At 66.3% G+C, this 19,500-nt stretch carries 18 protein-coding genes; 9 read left to right on the top strand and 9 right to left on the bottom strand.

Going from position 1 to position 19,500, the window contains the following annotated elements; genetic code table 11:
• Positions 1–51 precede the first annotated feature (51 nt).
• The 3 genes from ACIIOY_RS17245 to ACIIOY_RS17235 are packed head-to-tail and all read right to left on the bottom strand — an operon-like array spanning position 52 to position 3,823.
• A complete protein-coding gene (locus ACIIOY_RS17245; protein ID WP_411035917.1) occupies positions 52–1,407 on the bottom strand; it encodes a sigma-54-dependent transcriptional regulator in 1,356 nt (451 codons plus the stop codon).
• Positions 1,404–3,278, bottom strand: a complete 1,875-nt coding sequence (locus ACIIOY_RS17240; RefSeq protein WP_411035916.1) for a sensor histidine kinase — start codon at positions 3,276–3,278, stop codon at positions 1,404–1,406. The genes ACIIOY_RS17245 and ACIIOY_RS17240 overlap by 4 nt, the downstream gene beginning before the upstream one ends.
• A 44-nt stretch (positions 3,279–3,322) precedes the next feature.
• Positions 3,323–3,823 (bottom strand): heme-degrading domain-containing protein, encoded by a 501-nt coding sequence (locus tag ACIIOY_RS17235; protein ID WP_411035915.1) that lies wholly within the window; start codon positions 3,821–3,823, stop codon positions 3,323–3,325.
• A gap of 67 nt (positions 3,824–3,890) precedes the next feature.
• Here ACIIOY_RS17235 and ACIIOY_RS17230 point away from each other — a divergent pair, with 67 nt between their 5' ends.
• Positions 3,891–4,547 carry a LysE family translocator gene (locus ACIIOY_RS17230; protein WP_411035914.1) on the top strand — a complete coding sequence of 219 codons (657 nt, stop codon included), beginning with the start codon at positions 3,891–3,893 and terminating at the stop codon, positions 4,545–4,547.
• A gap of 2 nt (positions 4,548–4,549) precedes the next feature.
• Here the strand turns inward: ACIIOY_RS17230 and ACIIOY_RS17225 are convergent, their stop codons facing one another.
• The 5 genes from ACIIOY_RS17225 to ACIIOY_RS17205 form a co-directional block, all read right to left on the bottom strand.
• Entirely contained in the window at positions 4,550–4,840 is a 291-nt protein-coding gene (locus ACIIOY_RS17225) for a DUF6074 family protein (RefSeq protein WP_411035913.1), read from the bottom strand.
• 90 nt (positions 4,841–4,930) lie between these two features.
• Positions 4,931–6,253 (bottom strand): plasmid replication protein RepC, encoded by a 1,323-nt coding sequence (gene repC / locus ACIIOY_RS17220; protein WP_411035912.1) that lies wholly within the window; start codon positions 6,251–6,253, stop codon positions 4,931–4,933.
• A gap of 156 nt (positions 6,254–6,409) precedes the next feature.
• A complete protein-coding gene (gene repB / locus ACIIOY_RS17215; RefSeq protein ID WP_411035911.1) occupies positions 6,410–7,435 on the bottom strand; it encodes a plasmid partitioning protein RepB in 1,026 nt (341 codons plus the stop codon).
• 2 nt (positions 7,436–7,437) lie between these two features.
• Positions 7,438–8,640, bottom strand: a complete 1,203-nt coding sequence (gene repA / locus ACIIOY_RS17210; RefSeq protein ID WP_411035910.1) for a plasmid partitioning protein RepA — start codon at positions 8,638–8,640, stop codon at positions 7,438–7,440.
• A 237-nt stretch (positions 8,641–8,877) separates the two neighbouring features.
• Entirely contained in the window at positions 8,878–9,507 is a 630-nt protein-coding gene (locus tag ACIIOY_RS17205; protein ID WP_411036017.1) for a hypothetical protein, read from the bottom strand.
• Between the two features lie 146 nt (positions 9,508–9,653).
• On the opposite strand from ACIIOY_RS17205, the gene ACIIOY_RS17200 reads away from it, so the two are divergent.
• From ACIIOY_RS17200 to ACIIOY_RS17170, 7 genes are all read left to right on the top strand, one after another.
• Positions 9,654–10,742 (top strand): alanine racemase, encoded by a 1,089-nt coding sequence (locus ACIIOY_RS17200; protein WP_411035909.1) that lies wholly within the window; start codon positions 9,654–9,656, stop codon positions 10,740–10,742.
• Positions 10,743–10,933: 191 nt separating this feature from the next.
• Positions 10,934–11,476, top strand: a complete 543-nt coding sequence (locus tag ACIIOY_RS17195) for a flavin reductase family protein (protein WP_411035908.1) — start codon at positions 10,934–10,936, stop codon at positions 11,474–11,476.
• 112 nt (positions 11,477–11,588) lie between these two features.
• A complete protein-coding gene (locus ACIIOY_RS17190) occupies positions 11,589–12,941 on the top strand; it encodes an LLM class flavin-dependent oxidoreductase (protein WP_411035907.1) in 1,353 nt (450 codons plus the stop codon).
• 10 nt (positions 12,942–12,951) lie between these two features.
• Complete coding sequence (locus ACIIOY_RS17185) at positions 12,952–13,803, top strand: ABC transporter permease (protein ID WP_411035906.1); 852 nt, start codon at positions 12,952–12,954, stop codon at positions 13,801–13,803.
• 34 nt (positions 13,804–13,837) lie between these two features.
• A complete protein-coding gene (locus ACIIOY_RS17180; protein WP_411035905.1) occupies positions 13,838–14,812 on the top strand; it encodes an ABC transporter substrate-binding protein in 975 nt (324 codons plus the stop codon).
• A 9-nt stretch (positions 14,813–14,821) separates the two neighbouring features.
• The gene (locus tag ACIIOY_RS17175) at positions 14,822–15,592 is read left to right on the top strand and encodes an ABC transporter ATP-binding protein (RefSeq protein WP_411035904.1); all 771 of its coding nucleotides are present in this window, start codon (positions 14,822–14,824) and stop codon (positions 15,590–15,592) included.
• 125 nt (positions 15,593–15,717) lie between these two features.
• Positions 15,718–17,034, top strand: a complete 1,317-nt coding sequence (locus ACIIOY_RS17170; RefSeq protein ID WP_411035903.1) for a replication-associated recombination protein A — start codon at positions 15,718–15,720, stop codon at positions 17,032–17,034.
• A gap of 4 nt (positions 17,035–17,038) precedes the next feature.
• On the opposite strand, the gene ACIIOY_RS17165 is transcribed toward ACIIOY_RS17170, so the two are convergent.
• On the bottom strand, positions 17,039–17,635 hold the full coding sequence (locus ACIIOY_RS17165) for a CDP-alcohol phosphatidyltransferase family protein (protein WP_411035902.1): 597 nt from the start codon (positions 17,633–17,635) through the stop codon (positions 17,039–17,041).
• A 121-nt stretch (positions 17,636–17,756) separates the two neighbouring features.
• On the opposite strand from ACIIOY_RS17165, the gene ACIIOY_RS17160 reads away from it, so the two are divergent.
• On the top strand, positions 17,757–19,493 hold the full coding sequence (locus ACIIOY_RS17160; protein WP_411035901.1) for a bifunctional alpha/beta hydrolase/class I SAM-dependent methyltransferase: 1,737 nt from the start codon (positions 17,757–17,759) through the stop codon (positions 19,491–19,493).
• The last annotated feature ends 7 nt before the right edge of the window (positions 19,494–19,500 follow it).

Genomic DNA, 19,500 nt, shown 5'->3' with positions numbered 1-19,500 from the left:
GGCATCGGGAACAAAGCGGGGCGAAGATGGGTGGAAATCCACCCATCGCCTTCAAACCTCGTCCTGCAACGCCCCGGCGCCGATGTTCTTGTCGAGGCCATATTTCTGCATTTTCTCGTATAGCGTCTTCCGCGACACGCCGAGCTGCTCGTAGACCGGCTTGAGGCTGCCGCCATGCGCGGCCAGCGCGCTGGCAATCAGGCCTCTTTCATAGGCGGCGACCTTGTCGGCGAGCCGCTGCGGGCCGGCTTCCGCCGCCGCATCATCCCGCCCGGTGTCCAGCCCAAGCACGAAGCGGTCGGCTGCGTTGCGCAACTCCCGAACGTTGCCGGGCCAGCTCCGGCCGGCAATCTCGGTCATCAGCTTCGGCGGGACATCGACGTCGTTGCGCATGTAGCGCGCGGCCGCCTCGCGCACGAGCTGGAGGAAGAGAAGAGGAATGTCGGCCCTCCGCTGCGCCAGCGACGGCACGTGCAGGGTCGCCACGTTCAGCCGATAGAGGAGGTCCGCCCGGAAACGCCCCGCCGCCACCTCCTCCTCCAGGTTCACCTTGCTCGTCGCGATGAAGCGTACGTCGAGCGGCACGGGCTCGTTCGATCCGAGCCGCGTGATGACCCGCTCCTGGAGGACGCGAAGGAACTTCGCCTGCAGGTCAAACGGCATGGAGCCGATCTCGTCCAGCAGGATCGTGCCGCCGCGTCCATGCTCGAACTTGCCGTAGCGCGAGCGCAGTGCGCCCAGAAAGGCGCCGGCCTCGTGGCCGAAGAGTTCGCTTTCGATAAGATTTTCCGGAAGCGCGGCACAATTGATCGCAATGAACGGCTTGTTCGCGCGGGCACTGATGTCGTGCAGCGCCCGCGCGACAACCTCCTTGCCCGCTCCCGTCTCGCCGATGATCAGCGTATCGGCATCCGTCGCGCCGATCGCCCGCAGCCTGTAGCGCAGATCCACCATGACCTGCGTGCGCCCGGGAAGGCGGGCCTCTATGTCGTCCCGCTTGCCGGCGACCGCGCGCAGGCGGCGGTTCTCAAGCACCAGGCTTCGCCGGTCCATCGCCCGGCGGATGATTCCGGCAAGGTGCTGCGCGGTGAACGGCTTCTCGAGGAAGTCATAGACTCCCGCCCGCATGGCGCTGACCGCAAGCTGCACGTCGGCATGGCCCGTGACCAGGATCACCGGCACTTCCGGATCGACCTCCCGGATACGCTGCAGCAGCGTCATGCCATCCATGCCGGGCATGCGGATGTCGCTGACCACGACGCCGTCGAAGGCATAGCCGATGAGCTCCAGTACCGGCTCGGCGCTCGAGAACGTATCGACGTCGAGGCCGAACAGTTCCAGTGCCTGGGCCGACGACCGCCGCATTTCCTCCTCGTCGTCGATCAGGAGGATGCGCGAACCCGTCATTCCGCAGCCTCCCGCACCGCGCCCGCGCTTTCCAGCACCACACGGAAGACGGCGCCGCCTTCGGGATGATTCTCGGCCGAGAGGTTTCCGCCGAAATCCTTGACGATGTTATAGGAGATCGACAGGCCCAGCCCGAGCCCCTTGCCGACGCCCTTGGTGGTGAAGAAGGGGTCGAAGATGCGCTCGGCGATGGCGGCCGGCACGCCCGGCCCCCGGTCGCGCACGTCGATGACGACCCGGCCGTCCACGCGCCGTGCCGAAAGGGCGATCGTTCTCTCCTCCAGCCCCTCCACGGCGTCCGCCGCATTGCTGATGATATTGACCAGCACCTGCTGCAAGCGGATCGGGCCGGCCCGCACCGCAATGCCCTCATCTTCGAGATCAACCGTCAGCGTCGCGTCCGCCGCCTTGAGGCGCGGGGCGACGATTTCCAGCGTATCGGCGATGACATCGGGCAGGGGGACCGGCCCGAGCTTCTCGTTCGGCTTGCGCGCGAAGTTGCGTAAGTGCCGGCTTATCGAAGCCATGCGATCGACGAGGCTGGAAATGCGGCGCACATTGTCCTGCGCCTCCGACACGCGGCCGCGGTCGATCAACAGCGCGGCACTGTCCGCGTAGGTCTTCGCCGCGGCGAGCGGCTGGTTGAACTCATGCGACAGGGCCGCGGACATCTGGCCGAGGCCCGCGAGCTTCCCGGCCTGGATGAGATCGGCCTGCGTCTTGCGCAATTCCTGCTCGGTCAGCCGGCGCTCGGCGATTTCAAGCTCGATCTGCTCGTTGACCCGCGCCAGGGCGGCCGTGCGTTCCTCCACCCGGCGCTCCAATTCGTTGCGCGCCTCCTCCTGGAGGCGCAGGCGCTCCACGACACGGGCGCGACGCTGCCAGAGCACCGCGGCGCCGAGGGCGGCCAAGCATATGAACAGAAGGACGGCGATCAGCGTGGTCCGCGCCTGCGTGCGTACCGACGCCGTGTCGAGAAGCACGTTCACCGTCCAGTCCGCTTCCGGCATGTAATGCGAGAGGCGCAGATACTCCCGGGTGGTGCCTTCGCCGGCGATCCGCATCAGGTGTTGACCGTGGTAAACTGTTTCGTTGACGGGCAGGGGCTTCAGTTCGGCTTCCGCGTAGCGCCGCGACGCCTGGGTGCGGGCGAGGCGCGCGGCGTCGAGCGGCAGAATGCCGGTATAGAGCCATTCCGGGCTGCCTGTCATGAAGATGATGCCCTCAGGATCCGCGACGAAGATCTTGTATTCACCGCCGCGCCAGGAGGATTCGATGGATTCGATGTCGACCTTGAAGACGATCACGCCGAGGATCTTCCCGCCGACCTCCACCGGCGAGGAGAAATAGTAGCCGCGCTTCAGCGACGTCGTGCCGAGTGCGTAGAACCGCGCCGGCTGGCCGGCGATCGCGTCCTGGAAATAGGGGCGGTAGCTGAAATTCTCGCCGACGAAAGTGCCTGGCATGTCATAGTTGCTGGCCGCGATCGTATTGCCGTCCGGCGTCATGACGTAAATATCCGAGGACTCCAGCAGATCATTGATTTCCTTGAGATATTCGTTTGCAACCTTGCGCAGCGACGGATCGTCCGGCGATTGCAGCAGCGCCTCGACGTCATCGTGGTCGGCAATCAGCGCGGGGAGGGGTTCATAGCGGCGCAGATGGCCGGCGAGCGCGGCGACCGCCAGGCGGAGGGCGGAACCTGCCTGCGAAGATGCTTCGTCCATATAGCTGCGGGTCAGCAGCGCGCCGCCCTGGAGAATGGCAAGCACGACGACGATCGGCAGGATCGCGAAGGCGAGGGCATGACGCAGCTTCACGGAATGACGGCTCCTCTCCGTTTCCAATCCGGCCGGGGCCGGCCCTCCCATCCTACCGGGAGGGTTTCCTCTTTCCTAGAGGGCAGGGGAGGGCGCTAGTCCGGCAAACGGCTGTCGCCGAGATCGACATTCAGGAAAGACGCGATCGCGTCCGCGACGATGGCATGGTCGATCCGCTCCGGCACGCCCGAAACGGTGACGGCGCCGACGCAGCCGAGGTCTGCGACCAGAAGCGGGAAGCTGCCTCCGTGCACGGAAAAATCGGTATAGGAAAGATTGCGCGCCTCCACCTGATCGCGCCCCGCAAGCACCAGCCGCCGGCCGACGAGGTAGGATGCACTCCAGAGCCGCAGCACGGTGTTGCGCTTGCGGCGGATCCATTCGGCATTGTCCGTCGTGGTGCCGGGCAGGGCGCAATGAAAGAGCGTTCGGTCACGCAGAGAAATGTCGATCGCCACACCGGCGCCGCGTGCAAGCGCCGTTTCGCGCACCCGGTTGCCGAGCGCCCAGGCGTCCTCCGGACCGAACCGGCTGAAACGCAACAGCCGCTCCTGTTCCTCCAGCCGCCTTATATCGTCCGCTATCCTCTCCGTCATCCTCGCCTCCCTGCCGGACTGCCGAAACCGTTCCTACCGGGACTCGCCCTCGAGGAAAAGAGGCGGCTTGACGGAGATCAAGGTTGCGGTGCACGAAAACCCTAGGGTAGGGGGAACCTACGCCATCGACCTTGGAACTTCCATGCCGGACAGCTTTTTCGTCTTTGCCATTCTCGCGTTGCTGCTGACGCCCGGTCCGACCAATACGCTCTTGACCGTCGGCGCGGCATCGCGCGGCCTGCGCGCAAGCCTTCCCCTGCTTGCCGGGGAGCTCTCCGGCTACCTGGCGGTGGTGGTCCCGCTTGCAACCGTGGCAGCGCCTCTTCTGGATGGACGGCCGGCACTGGCCATCGCCCTTCGTTTCGCGGCCGCCTGCTGGGTGCTGTTCCTGGCGGTCCGGCTCTGGCGCGTGTCCTCGGTGGAGAAAACCGAGGATCCGTCCCCGCCGGTAACGGTCGGCCAGGTGTTCGTGACCACCGTTCTCAACCCGAAAGCGCCGATCATCGGGCTTGTGATCATGCCGCACGGTGCGCTCACGCAAATCGCGCCGTCTGTCGGGCTCTTCAGCTTGCTCGTTCTTGGAGCGGGGGCGAGTTTTCTCGTTCTGGGCAGCCTCGTCGGCCGGGCGCCGGTTCTTTCGCCACGCCTGGTCTATAGGGTCGCCGCCTTCTTCCTGGTGGTCTTTTCGATCGGCCTTGCCGGCAGCGTGTCCGCGCTGATCTGAATTCAGCCGTTTTCCGTGTGGTGCATGCGGAAAAGTTCCTGCTGCACCTCGTCCTGAAAGGCAAAGACGGCCGCGCGCGCCTGGTGCTCGTTCGAACCGAGCTTGCGCAGTTCATCCGCCAGTTCGCGGCATACCTTCATCCAGTAGAGGCGGGCATCCTCGCCCTGCAGGCCGTCGAGTTCCCCCGCGCAGTGGCGGACATGCGCGATGCGGCGCTCGGCGGGAAACGGAACGACGGGACCGGTCTCGTCGGCAATGGAACGGCGCGGCTGGGCCGAGGCAAATGGCGGCATTGATTCGGGCTTCCTTGTCTTCCGCCCATGATTAGGAACCGCATGGTTAACACGCGGTTTCCAAAGCAGATTCACACGCCGCCTTTGCCATCATCCGGTACGCTTCGAAGGTGCGCCGTTCGCCCGCGCCAGCGCCATCAGCATCGGGCCGAGCGAAAACTCCCCGCGTTCCGCCTTGCGGGTGAGCTCGCGCAGATAGCCGCCGGCCGAATTGATATGGCCGGAGCGCTCGAGAATGCAGGCTATCACCGTCGCGGCATTTTCCGGGCCGAGCACCGTGCATGCGTCCTCATAGGCCGAAGGACTGACCGCAAGCATCGAGCGCACCACCACCGCGGCCGTCATCAGGTCGCGCCAGCTCGAAACAGTACCGCCCGGACCGAAGGGGATGATTTCCGGGCAGGCTTGCAGCACAAGCCCGAGCGGATAGGGCTTCTGCGGCCCGGCGCCCTCAGTGGCTGCCGGATGACGCCGGCGCGACCCGGCAGCGGGCGGCTCGCTTTTCACCTCGTCGCTGTCCGTCATCGTCATGCCGGTAATCCGATCCTGCACCGTCGATGCTTCCGGCTGGATTTCGGCCTCGCCACCCTGCTTTGTTTCAAAGCGAGGTTCAAAGTCAGAGGGTGAGTCGGGTTCTGAATTCTGTTTGTGCCGCTCAGTATGGCCGGCATTGCCAGCCGGATTCTGTAAAATAATCTTTTGCTCCAGGCACTTGAGGATTTCCACGCGCAGGGCTTCGAGCGCGGCGAGGATCGGAGCCAGGGTTTCCGGCGTCGCAACGCGCGGCAATGCGGCGACCTGCTGGCGATATTCCGCTTCGTAGCGCATCCAATCGCCGGCCAGCCCGTCTTCCAACGCCGCCTCGATCAGTTTGGCGATGTCACGCCGGACGAGCGTCACGCGTTCACGCAGCCGCTGAAGCAGCAGACGTTCGGCCGTGACTTCCGCGGCCAGGCTTTCGATCTCTCCTGCCCGGGCGAGCAGGGGCGCAAGCGAGAAACCGAAGGCCTCGCCGATCGTCCCCTGCTGGTCCCGGCGAACGTAGCGCTTGCCGTTCGGGCTATCGCGCCGCGTCAGGAGGCCGGTCTCGACAAGCGCGGCGAGATGGCGGCGCAAAGTCGTTTCCGCCATGCCGTGCGTACGCAGCGAAAGCTGGGCGTTGGAGGGAAACACCACCAGACCCTCGTTGCCCGCAAGCTCCGTCTTCGGATAGAAACTCAACAATGCGTTCAGCACGGAAAGAGCCCGGTCGCTGATGCCGAGCTTCGGCCGGGCCTCGCAGAGCCAGCGATAGAGCTTCCACTTGTCGACGCTCGCTTCCGGCGAGACCGTTTTCGCCATCGCCTGGCTTGCCAACATGCCAAGCGTCATTGCTCGCCGCCCGAAGGGCGTCGTTATGCCGTCCGTCTCCATGTCTCTTCACCTTTCAACAGGCAAAAGAGACCCCTTCACCGAAACCGGTGCCAAAAAGGCTTGACTGTGATTCGGGGAAGTGCGATTCTCAGGCTGCTAAACGATGAGAAGGGCTTCCGCGACGGTAACGTTGAGGGGGCCTTTTTCTTTCGCGGATCAATCTCCTGATTTCTGTTTATTTTCAGCACGGTACGCCTCGTAGAGGCGATCCAGGTTACGGGTGATGTAGGCACCGAAGGCAGCAGCTTCCGCGGCTTTCAGCGCAATCGTGTACTGGCGGCCGTTGGTCTTGATGCTGGCCTGGACGGAACCGTCCCTGCGCTGCCACGTGGCCGGTGCGGGTTTTCCCGTCGCCGGCGCATCGATCCGCGCCAAGTGGCTGCTGACGAGGTTGAAGCGCTCTTCCGGCGAACGGACCTTGACACGCTCGCGCGCGAGGAACTCCACCGCCCTGTCCTCGTTGGACGGCTCGTCGAAACGCGTTGCCAGCTCATGCCAGCGGTCGCGGCCGATCGCCAGCGCCGGGCCGATGCCGGCCCGGACCGCCTTCGGGATGCGGTTCACGACGGAAAGCATCTTGGAAACGGTCGTCTTGTCGGCGCTGAGCGCCGCCATGATCGTCTCGCGGTCGAAGCCGCGTGCTTCCAGTTCGCCGGCAAAGGTCGCGCGTTCGAGGAACGAGAGGTCCGCGCGCGCGCTGTTTTCCTGGCCCTGCGCGATAACGTGGTCGCGGTCGGAAAGCGCCTTGACGACGGCGCGAACCGGCCGGCCGAGCAGACGGGCGGCCTTCGCTCGACGATGGCCGAAGGCGATCTGGTACATGCCGTCCTTGGTCGGGTGCGGACGCACGAGGATCGGCGAATCCTGGCCGCGCACGCGCATCGCCTCGACGAGCTCCTGGAATTGCTGGTCGGAATGGGCCAGGCGATCCGAAATGAAGGAGTCCTCGATCTGGTCGGGCTCCAGCTCGATGACGACCTCGCCGGCGGTCAGCTTGGCTTCGATCTCCTTGGCGGCATCCGCCTTTGCAGCGAGTGCATCGATGCTGCGCGTCACTGCGCCGAGCGCACCGATGCCCTTGTAGGTGACGTGCTGGCGCGGCTCGTCCTGGCCGGTGTTTACCGGCGTCAACTTTTCGGAAGCCGGCGCGATCAGGTTGGAAAGAACGTTCTTGCGCGCCATGATCAACGCCCCCATGCCTTGTGAATGAGATCGACGATTTCCGCGTTGACCGCTTCCATCGATTCAAGGGCGCGGTCGTAGGTGGCGCGCGTGAACTGGCTGCGGTCAACCTCATAAAGTGTCTGGTTGGTCAGCGCCGCATCCGCGATGGCGACGCTGCGGACCATCGCATTGGTCAGCACATGCTGCTTGAACAGCGAGCGCATGAAGGCGACCATCTGGGTCTGGGGCCCGTCCGCGGGGTCGTAGCGGGTGACGAGATAGCGCAGCCAGTCGAGATTCATGTTGCCGCCGGCGCTCTTCAGCGTGTTCAGCACTTCGCCCAGCATCTGCAGAAACTGGCACATCGACATGACGTCGAGCATCTGCGGATGCACGGTGATCAGCACCGCCGTCGCGCCGCAGATGGCGCTCATGGTGAGGAAGCCGAGTTGCGGCGGGCAGTCGATCACGATCACGTCGTAATCGTCGGCGACCGACGAAAGCGCCTCGTCGAGCCGCGCGAAGAAGATCCGGCCGTAGTCGCCGCTGTTGCCCTGCGCCAGGATGCGCGGCGTGTCGTGCTCGAATTCCATGAGTTCGAGATTGCCGGGCACGATGTCGAGGCCCGGGAAATTCGTCTTGCGGATGATCTCCTTCAGCGGCCGCCGCTGCTCGTCGTAACGGATGGCGCCGTAAAGGGTCTCGTTCTCGTTGACGTCGAACTCCGGCTGGAAGCCGTGGATCGCCGAAAGGCTTGCCTGCGGGTCCAGGTCGACGGCGAGCACACGGTGGCCGGTGAGGGCGAGATGCTGCGCCAGATGCGCCGTCGTCGTCGTCTTGCCGGAGCCGCCCTTGAAGTTCACCACCGCGATGACCTGAAGATGCTCCGCGCCGCGGCGGCGCGGCACATAGCGCTGGCCGCGGCTGTTCTGCTCCAGGTATTCGCGCATCTCCTGCAACTGCTCGGCGGTGTAGGAGCGGCGGCCCGACGGCGTGACCTGCGGCAGCGGCCCCTTGGATTCGAGCGACAGGTTGCGCAGGTAGCCGCTGGTGACCCCGAGGAAATGGGCCGCCTCGCTCAGCTGGAACTGGCGCAGGTTCTTTTGCGCGACAGGCGGAAACATTTCCAGCCGGTGCTGCTTCAACTTGTCTGACAGCTCGTGCGCCTGACCGATGATCAGCTGATCGACTTCGGAAATTGCCTGCCCGAACGTTGCGGCCATATTCATATCGAGAATCTCAAAATGCGATTTCAAGCCCATATGAGGGATTAAATCGCATTTAGAACCGATTCTGATATTTGAGCAAGGCAATAATGGTTAACGAAAAATAGCGGCAAGGCCGCCTATGGTGGCCTTCGCCCGGCCGCTTCGTCACCGTCCGCCGCAGGGCTGCGATGGTCCTGTCCGTTCCTCCCATCTTACTGCCGGACAAAGGGAAGGGGTAGACCGTGCACGACCTTACCCACTGTTTGTCGCGCCGACCGAAGGATGAAGGACGGGGCGGTATCCCGCGCTCAGCGCCAGCACCGTCGAGGGCGGCGTGAGAAGCCAGTCGGCGCGACCGAGTTCTCGCGGCGGGGCATAGCCCTCGCTGGTCCAGCGACAGGCGAGGCCGGCGCGAAGCGTGAACGCGTCCTTCCCGGCTGCGACCACAGCCCCATCGGGGAGGGCGGCCAATGAGCCGGCGACCGGATGGAGGCGCTTCTTCCGGTCCTCCAGGCGCTCCCGATGGAGCACGTCATCCATCACCCGCGCGGAGGAAGGCCCGCCATGTCTCGCCGATGCCCAGCACGCCCGGAAGCGTTCCGCAGCGTCCCGCCGGCAGGAGAAGCAGGGGCGATGACCGGCGGCAAGCGCGACGGCCTCGTCGAGGAAGAACAATTCGGTCCAGCTGCGGCTGCCCATCACCGTGCGGCGGCGGCCCTTGTATTCGCAGACGCAGATCAGCCAGGCCTTGCTTGCCCAGCGTCTGGAAAGAAGCGTCTTGCTTGCCGGATCATGGATGATGCCGCGATTGCCGGTGAAGAGACCGCGCTGCGCTATCGCGACGATGTCCCCGAAAGGTGTGACGCGGTTTTGAAGCGGCATGGGCTCATCCGGTTTTCGCGCCTGCCGGTCGCTGGCAGCGCTTGGCCGAAACGGATTTTCTCGTCCGGCCTTTCGTACCATAATGGCCGGCATCATCAACGGGCGCCACCCGAATCGGCCGGCGCCGGACATCCGAAGGTTTTCCCATGAGCTCTCCCTGGCCGGACGCCGGCACGCCGCTCGATCAGGTCGCAACCCCCATGCCCGTCATCGACGAGGACCGGCTGGCCGCCAACATCCGCCGCGCGCAGGCCTATCTCGAAAAACACGGCAAGGCCTTCCGCCCGCATATCAAGACGCACAAGATCGTGGCGGTCGCCAGGGCGCAGCAGGCGGCCGGCGCAACGGGCATCAACTGCCAGAAGGTGAGCGAGGCGGAAGTCTTCGCGGATGCCGGCTTCGAGGACATCCTCATCACCTACAACATCCTCGGGGCGGCAAAGCTCCACCGCCTGCGCACCCTGCACGAGCGGGTGCCGCGCCTCAGCGTCGTCGCCGACAGCGATGTGACGGTCGACGGGCTTGCCGGCGCCTTCGACGCGGCGCGTCCGCTGACGGTGCTCGTCGAGTGCGATACCGGCGGCAGGCGCTGCGGCGTCCAGGCGCCGGCGGCAGCCGCACGGCTGGCGGAGCGCATCGCCGCCTCGCCCGCGCTGCGCTTCGGCGGCATCCTCACCTATCCGGCGCCGGGCGGCGCCGAGGCGGTCGAGGCCTTCCTGGCGGAAACCATGGCGCTTCTTGCCGCCAAAGGCATCGACTGCCCGGTGCGATCGAGCGGCGGTTCGCCGGACCTGTTCAAGGCCCATCTCGTGCCGTCCGCCACCGAACACCGCGCCGGCACCTATGTCTATAACGACCGCAGCATGGTGCGCGCCGGGGAATGCACGCGAGCGGACCTCGCCATGCACATCCTTTCCACCGTCGTCTCGCGCCCGGCCGAGGATCGCGCCGTTCTCGACGCCGGCTCGAAGGCGCTGACCTCGGACCTGCTCGGCTTCAGCGACTACGGGGAGATCGAGGGTTTCGAGGGCGCGCGCATCGTCTCCCTGTCGGAAGAGCATGCCGTGGTCGACATCCGGGAATGCCGGGACGGCTTTCCACCCATCGGCGGCGTGGTGCGGATCGTGCCGAACCATACCTGCGTCGTCAGCAATCTCTTCGACCGCATGGTCTTCCACCGCGACGGCATCGTCACACGCGTGGAGGACATCGCGGCGCGCGGCACAGTCTGGTAAGGCCGCCCGGTTGACGGCGAACGCACCTCTGCCGGCGCACAAGAGCGCCTGGCAGAGAAAGCCGCAAGGATGCCGCGCCGATATGCATATTTTCTATAAAAATAGTCAATTTAGGAAAGTCGTGCCTGCTGCCGTTCGTTTTCGTTTGTTATCCCTATCGACATCCGGGGCCTCGAGCGGAGCGGGAAACGATGAACGCGCATGTCGAAAACACACTCTTCAACGTCGGCAACGCCGCCATTCCTGATTATCCGGCCGATGCGGACCACCTGAAGGCCGCCCTGCGCACGCTGGGCGGCGGGGTCAGCATCATCACGGCGGGCGAGGGCGAGTCCCGCACGGGAGCCACCGTCACCTCTGCGACGGCACTGTCCATCGAGCCGGCGCGCATGCTCGTCTCTCTCAACCGCTCGTCCTCGACCTGGCCTGTCGTCGAACGCTACGGCCATCTCGGCATCAACATCGTGGGCGCCGGCCATGAGGCGCTTGCCAACCAGTTCGCCGGCCGTGGCGGCCTGCGCGGGGCCGAGCGCTACCGCGGCGCGGAATGGACCACGGCCGTCAGCGGCGCGCCGCTGCTCGTCGATGCGGTCGCGGCGATCGATTGTACCGTCGAGGAAGCCATCGAGCGGCACAGCCATGTGATCGTCATCGGCAAGGTGCTGGCGATCCGCATCGGCTCCGGCCATTCGCTGCTCTATCAGGACGGCCGCTACCATGCCGTGCCCCGGTAACGGCTGAACCGCAGCATAACCCGAACGCTCTGCATGCCCGGCCCGCCGACGGCGGGATCGAGAACCTGCGGCCGCAGGACCGGCCTCCAGGGAAGACGCGAAAGGAAACGCGATGACACGCAAGATCAGGCTCGGTGCATTCCTTCCCGGCGGCGGGCAGCATATCGCCTCTTGGCGGCACCCGGACCAGCCGGCCGATGGCGCGACCAGCTTCGAGTTTCACCGGCAGCTCGCCCAGACGGCGGAGCGCGGCCTCTTCGACGCCTACTTCCTGGCCGACAATCTCGCCATCGGCTTCGGCGGGGCGAGGGAAGGCGGCAATGCGCGCGTGGCCGGCTTCGAGCCAGTGACGCTGTTTTCCGCGCTCGCGCCCTTCACAAAGAACCTCGGCTTCATCGCCACGGCCTCGACCACCTACGAGGAGCCCTACAACACCGCCCGCAAGTTCGCTTCGCTGGATCTCATCTCCGGCGGCCGGGCCGGCTGGAACGTCGTCACCACGACCGGCGATCCGACCGCCCAGAATTTCAACCGGGAGACGCAGCTTCCCCACGCCGCCCGCTATCGCCGCGCCGCCGAGCATGTCGAGGTGGTCAAGAAGCTCTGGGACAGTTTCGAGGACGACGCCTTCATTCGCGACAAGGAAAGCGGCGTCTTCTACGATCCGGCAAAACTGCATGAGAGCGATCATCGCGGCGAGCATTTCCAGGTGCGCGGGCCGCTGAACGTGCCCCGTTCGCCGCAGGGCCATCCGGTGATCGTGCAGGCCGGCCAGTCGGACGACGGGCGCGGGCTCGCCGCCGCCACGGCCGAGGTGATCTTCACCGCCCACCAGCACATCGAAACCGCGCAGGAATTCTACCGCGACATCAAGGCGCGCGCCCGCGGCCTCGGCCGCAACCCGGATCACATCCTCGTCATGCCCGGCGTCGCCCCCTTCGTCGGCCGCACCGAGGCCGAGGCGCGGGAGAAATACGACCGGCTGACCGACCTGATCCTCGAGGAAGACGGTGTGGGCCTGCTCAATGGCCTGACCGGCGGCACGCTCGACCTGCGCGGCTATGATGTCGACGGTCCGTTGCCGCCCGCTCCGCCGACGGAGGGCATGAAGAGCCGGCAGGCGCTCATCCGCCGGATCGCCGACGAGAACGGCTTTTCCATCCGCCAGCTCTATGAGTGGGTCGCCACCGCCCGCGGCCATTTCACCATCGTCGGGACGGCCGAGACGATTGCCGATACCCTGCAGGAATGGTTCGAGAATGAAGCTGCCGACGGCTTCAACATCCTGCCGCCATGGCTGCCGACCGCGCTCGACGATTTCGTCGACCTGGTGATCCCGGAGCTTCAGCGCCGCGGCCTGTTCCGCACGCGATACGAGGGCAGCACCTTGCGCGAGAACCTCGGCCTGCCGTTCCCCATCAACCGCTGGGCCGGCGCACGCGCCGCCGTCCAGGCCGCCGAGTAAGGAGAGGGCCATGTCCTACGAAAACGTCAATTCCACCCTCGGCGCGGATTTCCGCCTGGCGGACCGGCCGCGCTCCGCACCCGCGCTGGCGGCAAGGCTGAACGCGTTCCTGTCGCCGTTCATCGCCCGTTACGGCCTGGTGATCGGCTTCCTCGCGCTCTGGCAGCTTTCGAGCACGCAAGGCTGGGTCAACCCCGCCGTCTTCCCTCCGCTCGATGTGATCCTTGTGGCGCTGTGGAACAGCCTTGCGAGCGGCGCGCTCATCGATGACATCGGCATCAGCCTCCAGCGCTCCGGCATCGCCTTTGCCGCCGCCGTCCTGATCGGCATTCCGCTCGGCCTCGTCATGGGGCAGGCGCGGATCGTCGAACAGGCGCTCGATCCATTGCTCCAGTTCTTCCGCCAGACCTCGGCGCTCGCGCTCTACCCGGTCTTCATCCTGCTGCTCGGCCTCGGCGAAACCTCGAAGGTCTTCGTCATCTTCTGGGCGACGCTCTTTCCGATCCTGCTGGCGACGATCGGCGGCGTGAAGGAAGTCGACACGAAGCTCATCGAGATGGCGCGGACTTACGGGGCAAGCCGCCTCACCATCTTCCGCCGCGTCGTCCTGCCGGCCTCGGTGCCGGCGATCTTCGTAGGCCTGCGCCTTTCGGCAACCACGGCGCTGCTGCTGCTCATCGCCGCCGAGATGATCGGCGCCAACAAGGGCATCGGCTTCCAGGTGATGAACGCCCAGTACAATTTCCAGATCCCCCTGATGTTCGCGGCGATCCTGCTTCTGGCGCTCCTCGGCCTCGTTGCCAATGCGGTGCTCGTCCTTCTCCAGCGCAAGCTCTGCCGCTGGTCTCAACCCAACGCCTGACCCCCCCGCTTCTCCTTTCCGAAAGGATACGCCCATGACCTTCCATTCCCGCAAGCTCCTTCTCTCCGCCGCCCTCCTCCTCGGCCTTGCCGGCGCCGCCTCGGCGGAAGAGGTCAAGCTTCGCTACCTTGCCAGCCAGGGCGGCCTTTCCGCCCACGAGCTTGCCGAGGAACTCGGCTACTTCGAGGGGACCGGCATCACACTCGAGAATGTCGGCTATGCCGGCGGCGGCCCGGCCTCGCTGATCGCGCTCGCCTCCGGCGACGTCGAGATCGGCAGCGCGGCGACCTCGGCCGTGCTGAACTCCATCATCGGCGGCAACGACTTCGTCGCGACCTATCCCTCGAACGGCATCAACAAGGAGGTGGAATCGATCTTCTACGTGCTGGAGGACAGCCCGATCAGGGAGATCAAGGACATCGCCGGCAAGAGCATTGCCGTCAACACGCTCGGCGCGCATCTCGATTATACGATCCGCGAGGCGCTGCATTCGGTCGGGCTGCCGGCGGATTCGGCCAACCAGGTCGTCGTGCCGGGCCCGCAGCTCGAGCAGGTCCTGCGTTCGGGCCAGGTCGACATCTCGGCTTTCGGCTACTGGCAGACGACCTTCGAAGGGGCGGCGAAGAAGAACGGGGGCCTTCGCGCCGTCTTCGGCGACACCGACGTTCTCGGCGAGATCGCCGGCGGCTTCGTGGTGCTGCGCCGCGACTTCGTGAAGGCGCATCCGGAAGCGGCGAAGACCTTCGTCGAACAGTCGGCCCGTGCGCTCGACTATGCCCGCGAACATCCGGAGGAAACCCGGAAAGTCCTCGCCAAGGCCCTGGAGGAGCGGGGTGAAAACCCGGATATCGCCCAGTATTTCCGCGGCTACGGCGTGCGCGCAGGCGGTCTTCCGGTGGAGCGCGATGTGCAGTTCTGGATCGACGTGCTGGTGCGCGAGGGCAAGCTGAAGGAAGGTCAGCTCGCGGCCAAGGATGTGCTGTATTCGCCCGGCACGGCGACGAACTGAGGCACGGCCATGAGCCTCGCCCAGGAAACCGTCCGCGGAGAGGTGACGATCCGTCACCTCTCCAAGTCCTTCACGCTGGACGGCAAGCCGCTGCCCGTCCTCAGCGACGTCAACCTGCATATCCGCTCCGGCGAAAGCCTCGCCATCGTCGGTGCCAGCGGCTCCGGGAAGACCACGCTGCTGCGCATCCTCGCCGGGCTCGACAATGCCGACGGCGGCGAGGTGCTGATCGACGGCAAGGCCGTCGAGGGCGTCGGTGCCGAGCGCGCCGTCATCTTCCAGGAGCCGCGGCTCCTGCCCTGGCTGACCGTGCTCGAAAACGTCGCCTTCGGCCTCGATACGCGCGGCGTCGGCCGCGAGGAGGCAAGAAGCCGGGCGCGCCGCTACGTGCAGCTCGTCGGCCTCCAGTCCTTCGAGAACGCCTATCCGCGGCAACTCTCCGGCGGCATGGCGCAGCGCGTCGGCATCGCCCGGGCACTCGCCGTCCAGCCGGAAATCCTGCTGCTCGACGAGCCGCTCGGCGCGCTCGACGCCATGACGAAGATCGGCATGCAGCAGGAACTGACGCGCATCTGGCGCGACGAGGACGTGACGACCATCCTCGTCACCCACGATCTGGAAGAGGCGGTCTACCTCGCCGACCGCATCCTCATCCTGCCGCGTGAGAAGAACGCCGCGCCGCGGCTGATCGAGATCGACCTGCCGCGCCCGCGCGACCGCAGCTCGCCCGAATTCGTGCGCCACCGGGAGGAATTGCTGAACCTCTTCGGCCTGCATTGACCGCAATCGCATGCGATTGCCTTTGACCCCGCGAGGACGGGCCGGTAGACGAACGTCATCCGGCCCGTCCTCGCGGGTTTTCGCGTCGGCCGGCCGGAATGGACAGACCTTCGACGGGGGATCCCATGACCGATCTTTTCGACGCCGCACCGCGCACCGGTTCGATGCCGCTTGCCGCCGAACTGCGACCGGCGACGCTGGACGACGTGATCGGCCAGGAGAAGGTCATCGGTCCCGGCACGATGCTGCGCCGGCGCATCGCGGCCGGGCGGCTCGGCAGCATCATCCTCTACGGCCCGCCGGGCCTCGGCAAGACGTCGATCGCCCGCGCCATCGGCAACATGCTGGGCAAGGATTTCCGCCCGCTGCACGCCGCGCACAACAACGTCGCCGACATCCGCAAGATCGCCGACGAGGCGCGCATGCGCCCGACGCTGCTCTTCGCGGACGAGGTGCACCGCTTCAGCGCGACGCAGCAGGACCATCTGCTGGCACTGTGCGAGGAGGGCGTTGCGGACTTCATCGGCGCGACGACGGGCAACCCGTACCACACGCTGACGCCGGCCCTCATCTCGCGCTCGACCATCCTGAAGCTGGAGCCGCTGACCATCGAGGAGATGGAGGAGGTGGTGCGGCGCGGCCTTCGCCATCTTGCCGCGCAAGGCATCGAGGTGCGGCTGGAGGCCGCCCTGCTGCGCCGGATCGCCGGCCGCTCCGGCGGCGACGCGCGCCGCGCGCTGACCGTCCTGGAAAGCCTTGCCGTCGGCCACGCGCCCGGCGAACCGGTCGTCATCACCGAGGCGATGGTCGATGAGGCCTATGCGGCCGCGCCCGTCAACCACGACCGCTCGGGCGACGCGCATTACGACGTGGTTTCCGCCTTCGTGAAATCCATGCGCGGCTCCGATCCCGATGCGACGCTCTATTGGCTCGCCCGGCTGGTCCACGGCGGCGAGGATCCGCGCTACATCGCCCGCCGCATCATGATCCATGCCTCCGAGGACGTGGGGCTTGCGGACAATACCGCGCTGCAGACCGCCGTCGCGGCACTGCACGCCGTGGAGAAGATCGGCTATCCCGAAGCGCAGATCGTGCTGGCCCATGCCGCCCTGCATGTCGCGCGTGCGCCGAAGTCGAACTCCGCCTGCCGCGGCATTGCGCTGGCGCTCGCCCATGTGGCGAACGAACCGCCTTCCGCGGTGCCGATGCACCTGCGCGACGCGCATTACAAGGGCGCGGCGGCGCTCGGCCATGTCGGCTACGCCTTCCCGCACGACGACGGACGCGGCTGGAGCGATCAGGTCTATGCGCCCGATGTCGCCCGCGGCAGCTTCTACCAGAGCGATGCCCGCGACGCGGCGACCTTCGAGCGGCGCGCCGACGAGCACTGGGAGCAGGTGACCGGCAAGGCGGCGCCGCGCCGCTTCGGCGGAAAGCGCTGACGGATCAGGTCCCGGCGAGGCCCGCACGCACGCGGTTGGCGACCGTCCAGACGAGCAGCACGCAGGCCATCGGCTGGATGTGCCACGTCCATTCCGGCAGCGTGCCGAAGGCGGCGACAAGCGCGCCCAGCGCGCCGAAGAGGAGCGCGCGGTCGCTCTTGCCCATCGGCCCTTCGTAGTTCCGCCCGCTGCCGTGCGCCACGCCGAGCACGCCGGCGAATTCCGTCAGCGCCGCGAGGAAGACGATGGCCGCAAGCCACGGCAGCGAGAAGGGCGCCACCAGCGCGAAGGGCACATAAAGCGCGGCGTCGGACACCACGTCGGCGATCTCGTTGAGATAGCCGCCGAGCGCGCTCTCCTGGCCGTGCTCGCGGGCCAGCATGCCGTCGACGGCGTTGAAGGCCATGCGCAGGAACATCCATACCGGAACGAGCGCGAAGAGCGCCGGCTCGGGACGGATGAGGAGAAGCGCGCCGATCCCCACCGAGACGATCGCCGCGACGAGGGTCACCTGGTTGGCCGTAAGCCCCATGCCCGCCAGCCGCCCCACGAGCGGGCGCAGCAGATTCTGGAAGGACGATTTCAGTTTATAGATCGACATGAAGGCTCGAATCCGCTCGATTGTCTTCAACAAATGAAGACGCAACGCCATGAAATCAACTGCAAACATGCGGCCTCATCCGTATAGGGAAAAGTGAGGTTTACGCAGGAGTGAAGACGGCATGATCGAATCGGCGTTCGCGAGCCACGACGGCGTGGAGCTTTTCTATCGCGCCTGGCCCGCCCGTTCCGGCATCGCGAAGGGGGCGATCGTGCTCCTGCACCGCGGCCACGAGCACGGCGGCCGGGTGGCGCATCTGGTGGACGAGCTCGGGCTCGACGACTTCGCCTTCTACGCCTGGGATGCGCGCGGCCACGGCCGGTCGCCCGGCGAGCGCGGCCACTCGCCGTCCTTCGCCCACTCCGTGCGCGACCTCGACTGCTTCGTCCGCCACATAAGCGAGACCGGCGGCTTCGAAATGGACCAGGTCGCCGTCGTCGCCCAGAGCGTCGGCGCGGTGCTGGCCGCCACCTGGGTGCACGACTACGCCCCTGACATTCGCGCGCTGGTGCTCGCCTCGCCGGCCTTCGACGTGAAGCTCTACGTGCCCTTCGCCAAGGAGGGCATCGCGCTCTGGCAGAAGCTGAAAGGGCCGTTCTTCGTCAATTCCTACGTCAAGGCACGCTTCCTGACGCACGATCCCGAACGCATCGCCTCCTTCGAGGCCGACCCGCTCATCACCCGCCCGATCGCCTCCAACATCCTGCTCGAGCTCTACGAGGCGGCCGGCCGCGTGGTGGCCGATGCGCGCGCCATCACCGTGCCGACGCAGCTTCTCATCTCCGGCAGCGACTTCGTCGTGCGCCACGGGCCGCAGCACCGCTTCTTCGAGAACCTCGGCAGCACGATCAAGGAGCGCCACGTGCTGCCCGGCTTCTACCACGATACGCTCGGCGAGCGGGACCGCGCCAAGGCGCTGGAGAAGGTGCGGGCCTTCATATCGGCGCGGTTTGACGAACCGCCGGTGGTGGCGGACGTCCGGCAGGCGCATCTTGCGGGCTATACCCGCGACGAGGCCGACCGGCTGGCGACGCCGCTTTCCCCGCTTTCCGCGCGCGGGCTCTACTGGGCGATGACGCGGGCCTCGATCCGCCTCGGCGCACTGTTCTCCAAGGGCCTCGAAACGGGTGTCCGCACCGGCTTCGATTCCGGCTCCACGCTGGATTACGTCTACGAGAACGAGGCGCGCGGCCTTGGCCCGGGCGGACGGCTGATCGACCGGCAGTTCCTCGACGCGATCGGCTGGCGCGGCATCCGCCAGCGCAAGGCCCATCTGGAGGACCTGATCGGCAAGGCGCTCCACCGTCTCGAGGCGGAAGGCAAGCCGCTGCGCGTGCTCGACATCGCCGCCGGCCACGGCCGCTATGTGCTCGATGCGGTGGCGGCGTCGCAAGCGAAGCCGGACAGCATCCGCCTGCAGGACTATTCGCCCGTCAATGTGGAGAAGGGCACGGCGCTGATCGCCGAACGCGGCCTCCAGGACATCGCCGCCTTCCATCGGGCCGATGCCTTCGATACGCAGGGGCTGGCGGCCATCGATCCCCGGCCGACGCTCGCCATCGTCTCCGGCCTCTACGAGCTCTTTCCCGACAACGCCCTGATCGAGGCTTCGCTTTCCGGCCTGTCGCGAGCGCTGGAGCCGGGATCGCTGCTGATCTATACCGGTCAGCCTTGGCACCCGCAGCTCGAGATGATCGCGCGGGCGCTGACCTCGCACCGCGGCGGCGAGGCCTGGATCATGCGCCGGCGCACCCAGCAGGAAATGGACCAGCTCGCGGCGGCCGCCGGCTTCCGCAAGATCGAGCAGCGCATCGACAAATGGGGCATTTTCACCGTGTCGCTGGCGGAGCGCGTCTGAGGCCGGC

The organism is Shinella agrisoli (genome assembly GCF_046557955.1).
Classification (GTDB): domain Bacteria; phylum Pseudomonadota; class Alphaproteobacteria; order Rhizobiales; family Rhizobiaceae; genus Shinella.
Note: the sequence above shows the minus strand (reverse complement) of the source record. Positions and strands in the feature narration are given on the sequence as shown.

Coding starts and splice junctions, on each gene's coding strand:
- ACIIOY_RS17245 (WP_411035917.1), bottom strand. CDS start 1,407: ATGACGGGTTCGCGCATCCTCCTGATCGACGACGAGGAGGAAATGCGG.
- ACIIOY_RS17240 (WP_411035916.1), bottom strand. CDS start 3,278: ATGGGAGGGCCGGCCCCGGCCGGATTGGAAACGGAGAGGAGCCGTCAT.
- ACIIOY_RS17235 (WP_411035915.1), bottom strand. CDS start 3,823: ATGACGGAGAGGATAGCGGACGATATAAGGCGGCTGGAGGAACAGGAG.
- ACIIOY_RS17225 (WP_411035913.1), bottom strand. CDS start 4,840: ATGCCGCCATTTGCCTCGGCCCAGCCGCGCCGTTCCATTGCCGACGAG.
- repC (WP_411035912.1), bottom strand. CDS start 6,253: ATGGAGACGGACGGCATAACGACGCCCTTCGGGCGGCGAGCAATGACG.
- repB (WP_411035911.1), bottom strand. CDS start 7,435: ATGGCGCGCAAGAACGTTCTTTCCAACCTGATCGCGCCGGCTTCCGAA.
- repA (WP_411035910.1), bottom strand. CDS start 8,640: ATGGCCGCAACGTTCGGGCAGGCAATTTCCGAAGTCGATCAGCTGATC.
- ACIIOY_RS17205 (WP_411036017.1), bottom strand. CDS start 9,507: ATGCCGCTTCAAAACCGCGTCACACCTTTCGGGGACATCGTCGCGATA.
- ACIIOY_RS17200 (WP_411035909.1), top strand. CDS start 9,654: ATGAGCTCTCCCTGGCCGGACGCCGGCACGCCGCTCGATCAGGTCGCA.
- ACIIOY_RS17195 (WP_411035908.1), top strand. CDS start 10,934: ATGAACGCGCATGTCGAAAACACACTCTTCAACGTCGGCAACGCCGCC.
- ACIIOY_RS17190 (WP_411035907.1), top strand. CDS start 11,589: ATGACACGCAAGATCAGGCTCGGTGCATTCCTTCCCGGCGGCGGGCAG.
- ACIIOY_RS17185 (WP_411035906.1), top strand. CDS start 12,952: ATGTCCTACGAAAACGTCAATTCCACCCTCGGCGCGGATTTCCGCCTG.
- ACIIOY_RS17180 (WP_411035905.1), top strand. CDS start 13,838: ATGACCTTCCATTCCCGCAAGCTCCTTCTCTCCGCCGCCCTCCTCCTC.
- ACIIOY_RS17175 (WP_411035904.1), top strand. CDS start 14,822: ATGAGCCTCGCCCAGGAAACCGTCCGCGGAGAGGTGACGATCCGTCAC.
- ACIIOY_RS17170 (WP_411035903.1), top strand. CDS start 15,718: ATGACCGATCTTTTCGACGCCGCACCGCGCACCGGTTCGATGCCGCTT.
- ACIIOY_RS17165 (WP_411035902.1), bottom strand. CDS start 17,635: ATGTCGATCTATAAACTGAAATCGTCCTTCCAGAATCTGCTGCGCCCG.
- ACIIOY_RS17160 (WP_411035901.1), top strand. CDS start 17,757: ATGATCGAATCGGCGTTCGCGAGCCACGACGGCGTGGAGCTTTTCTAT.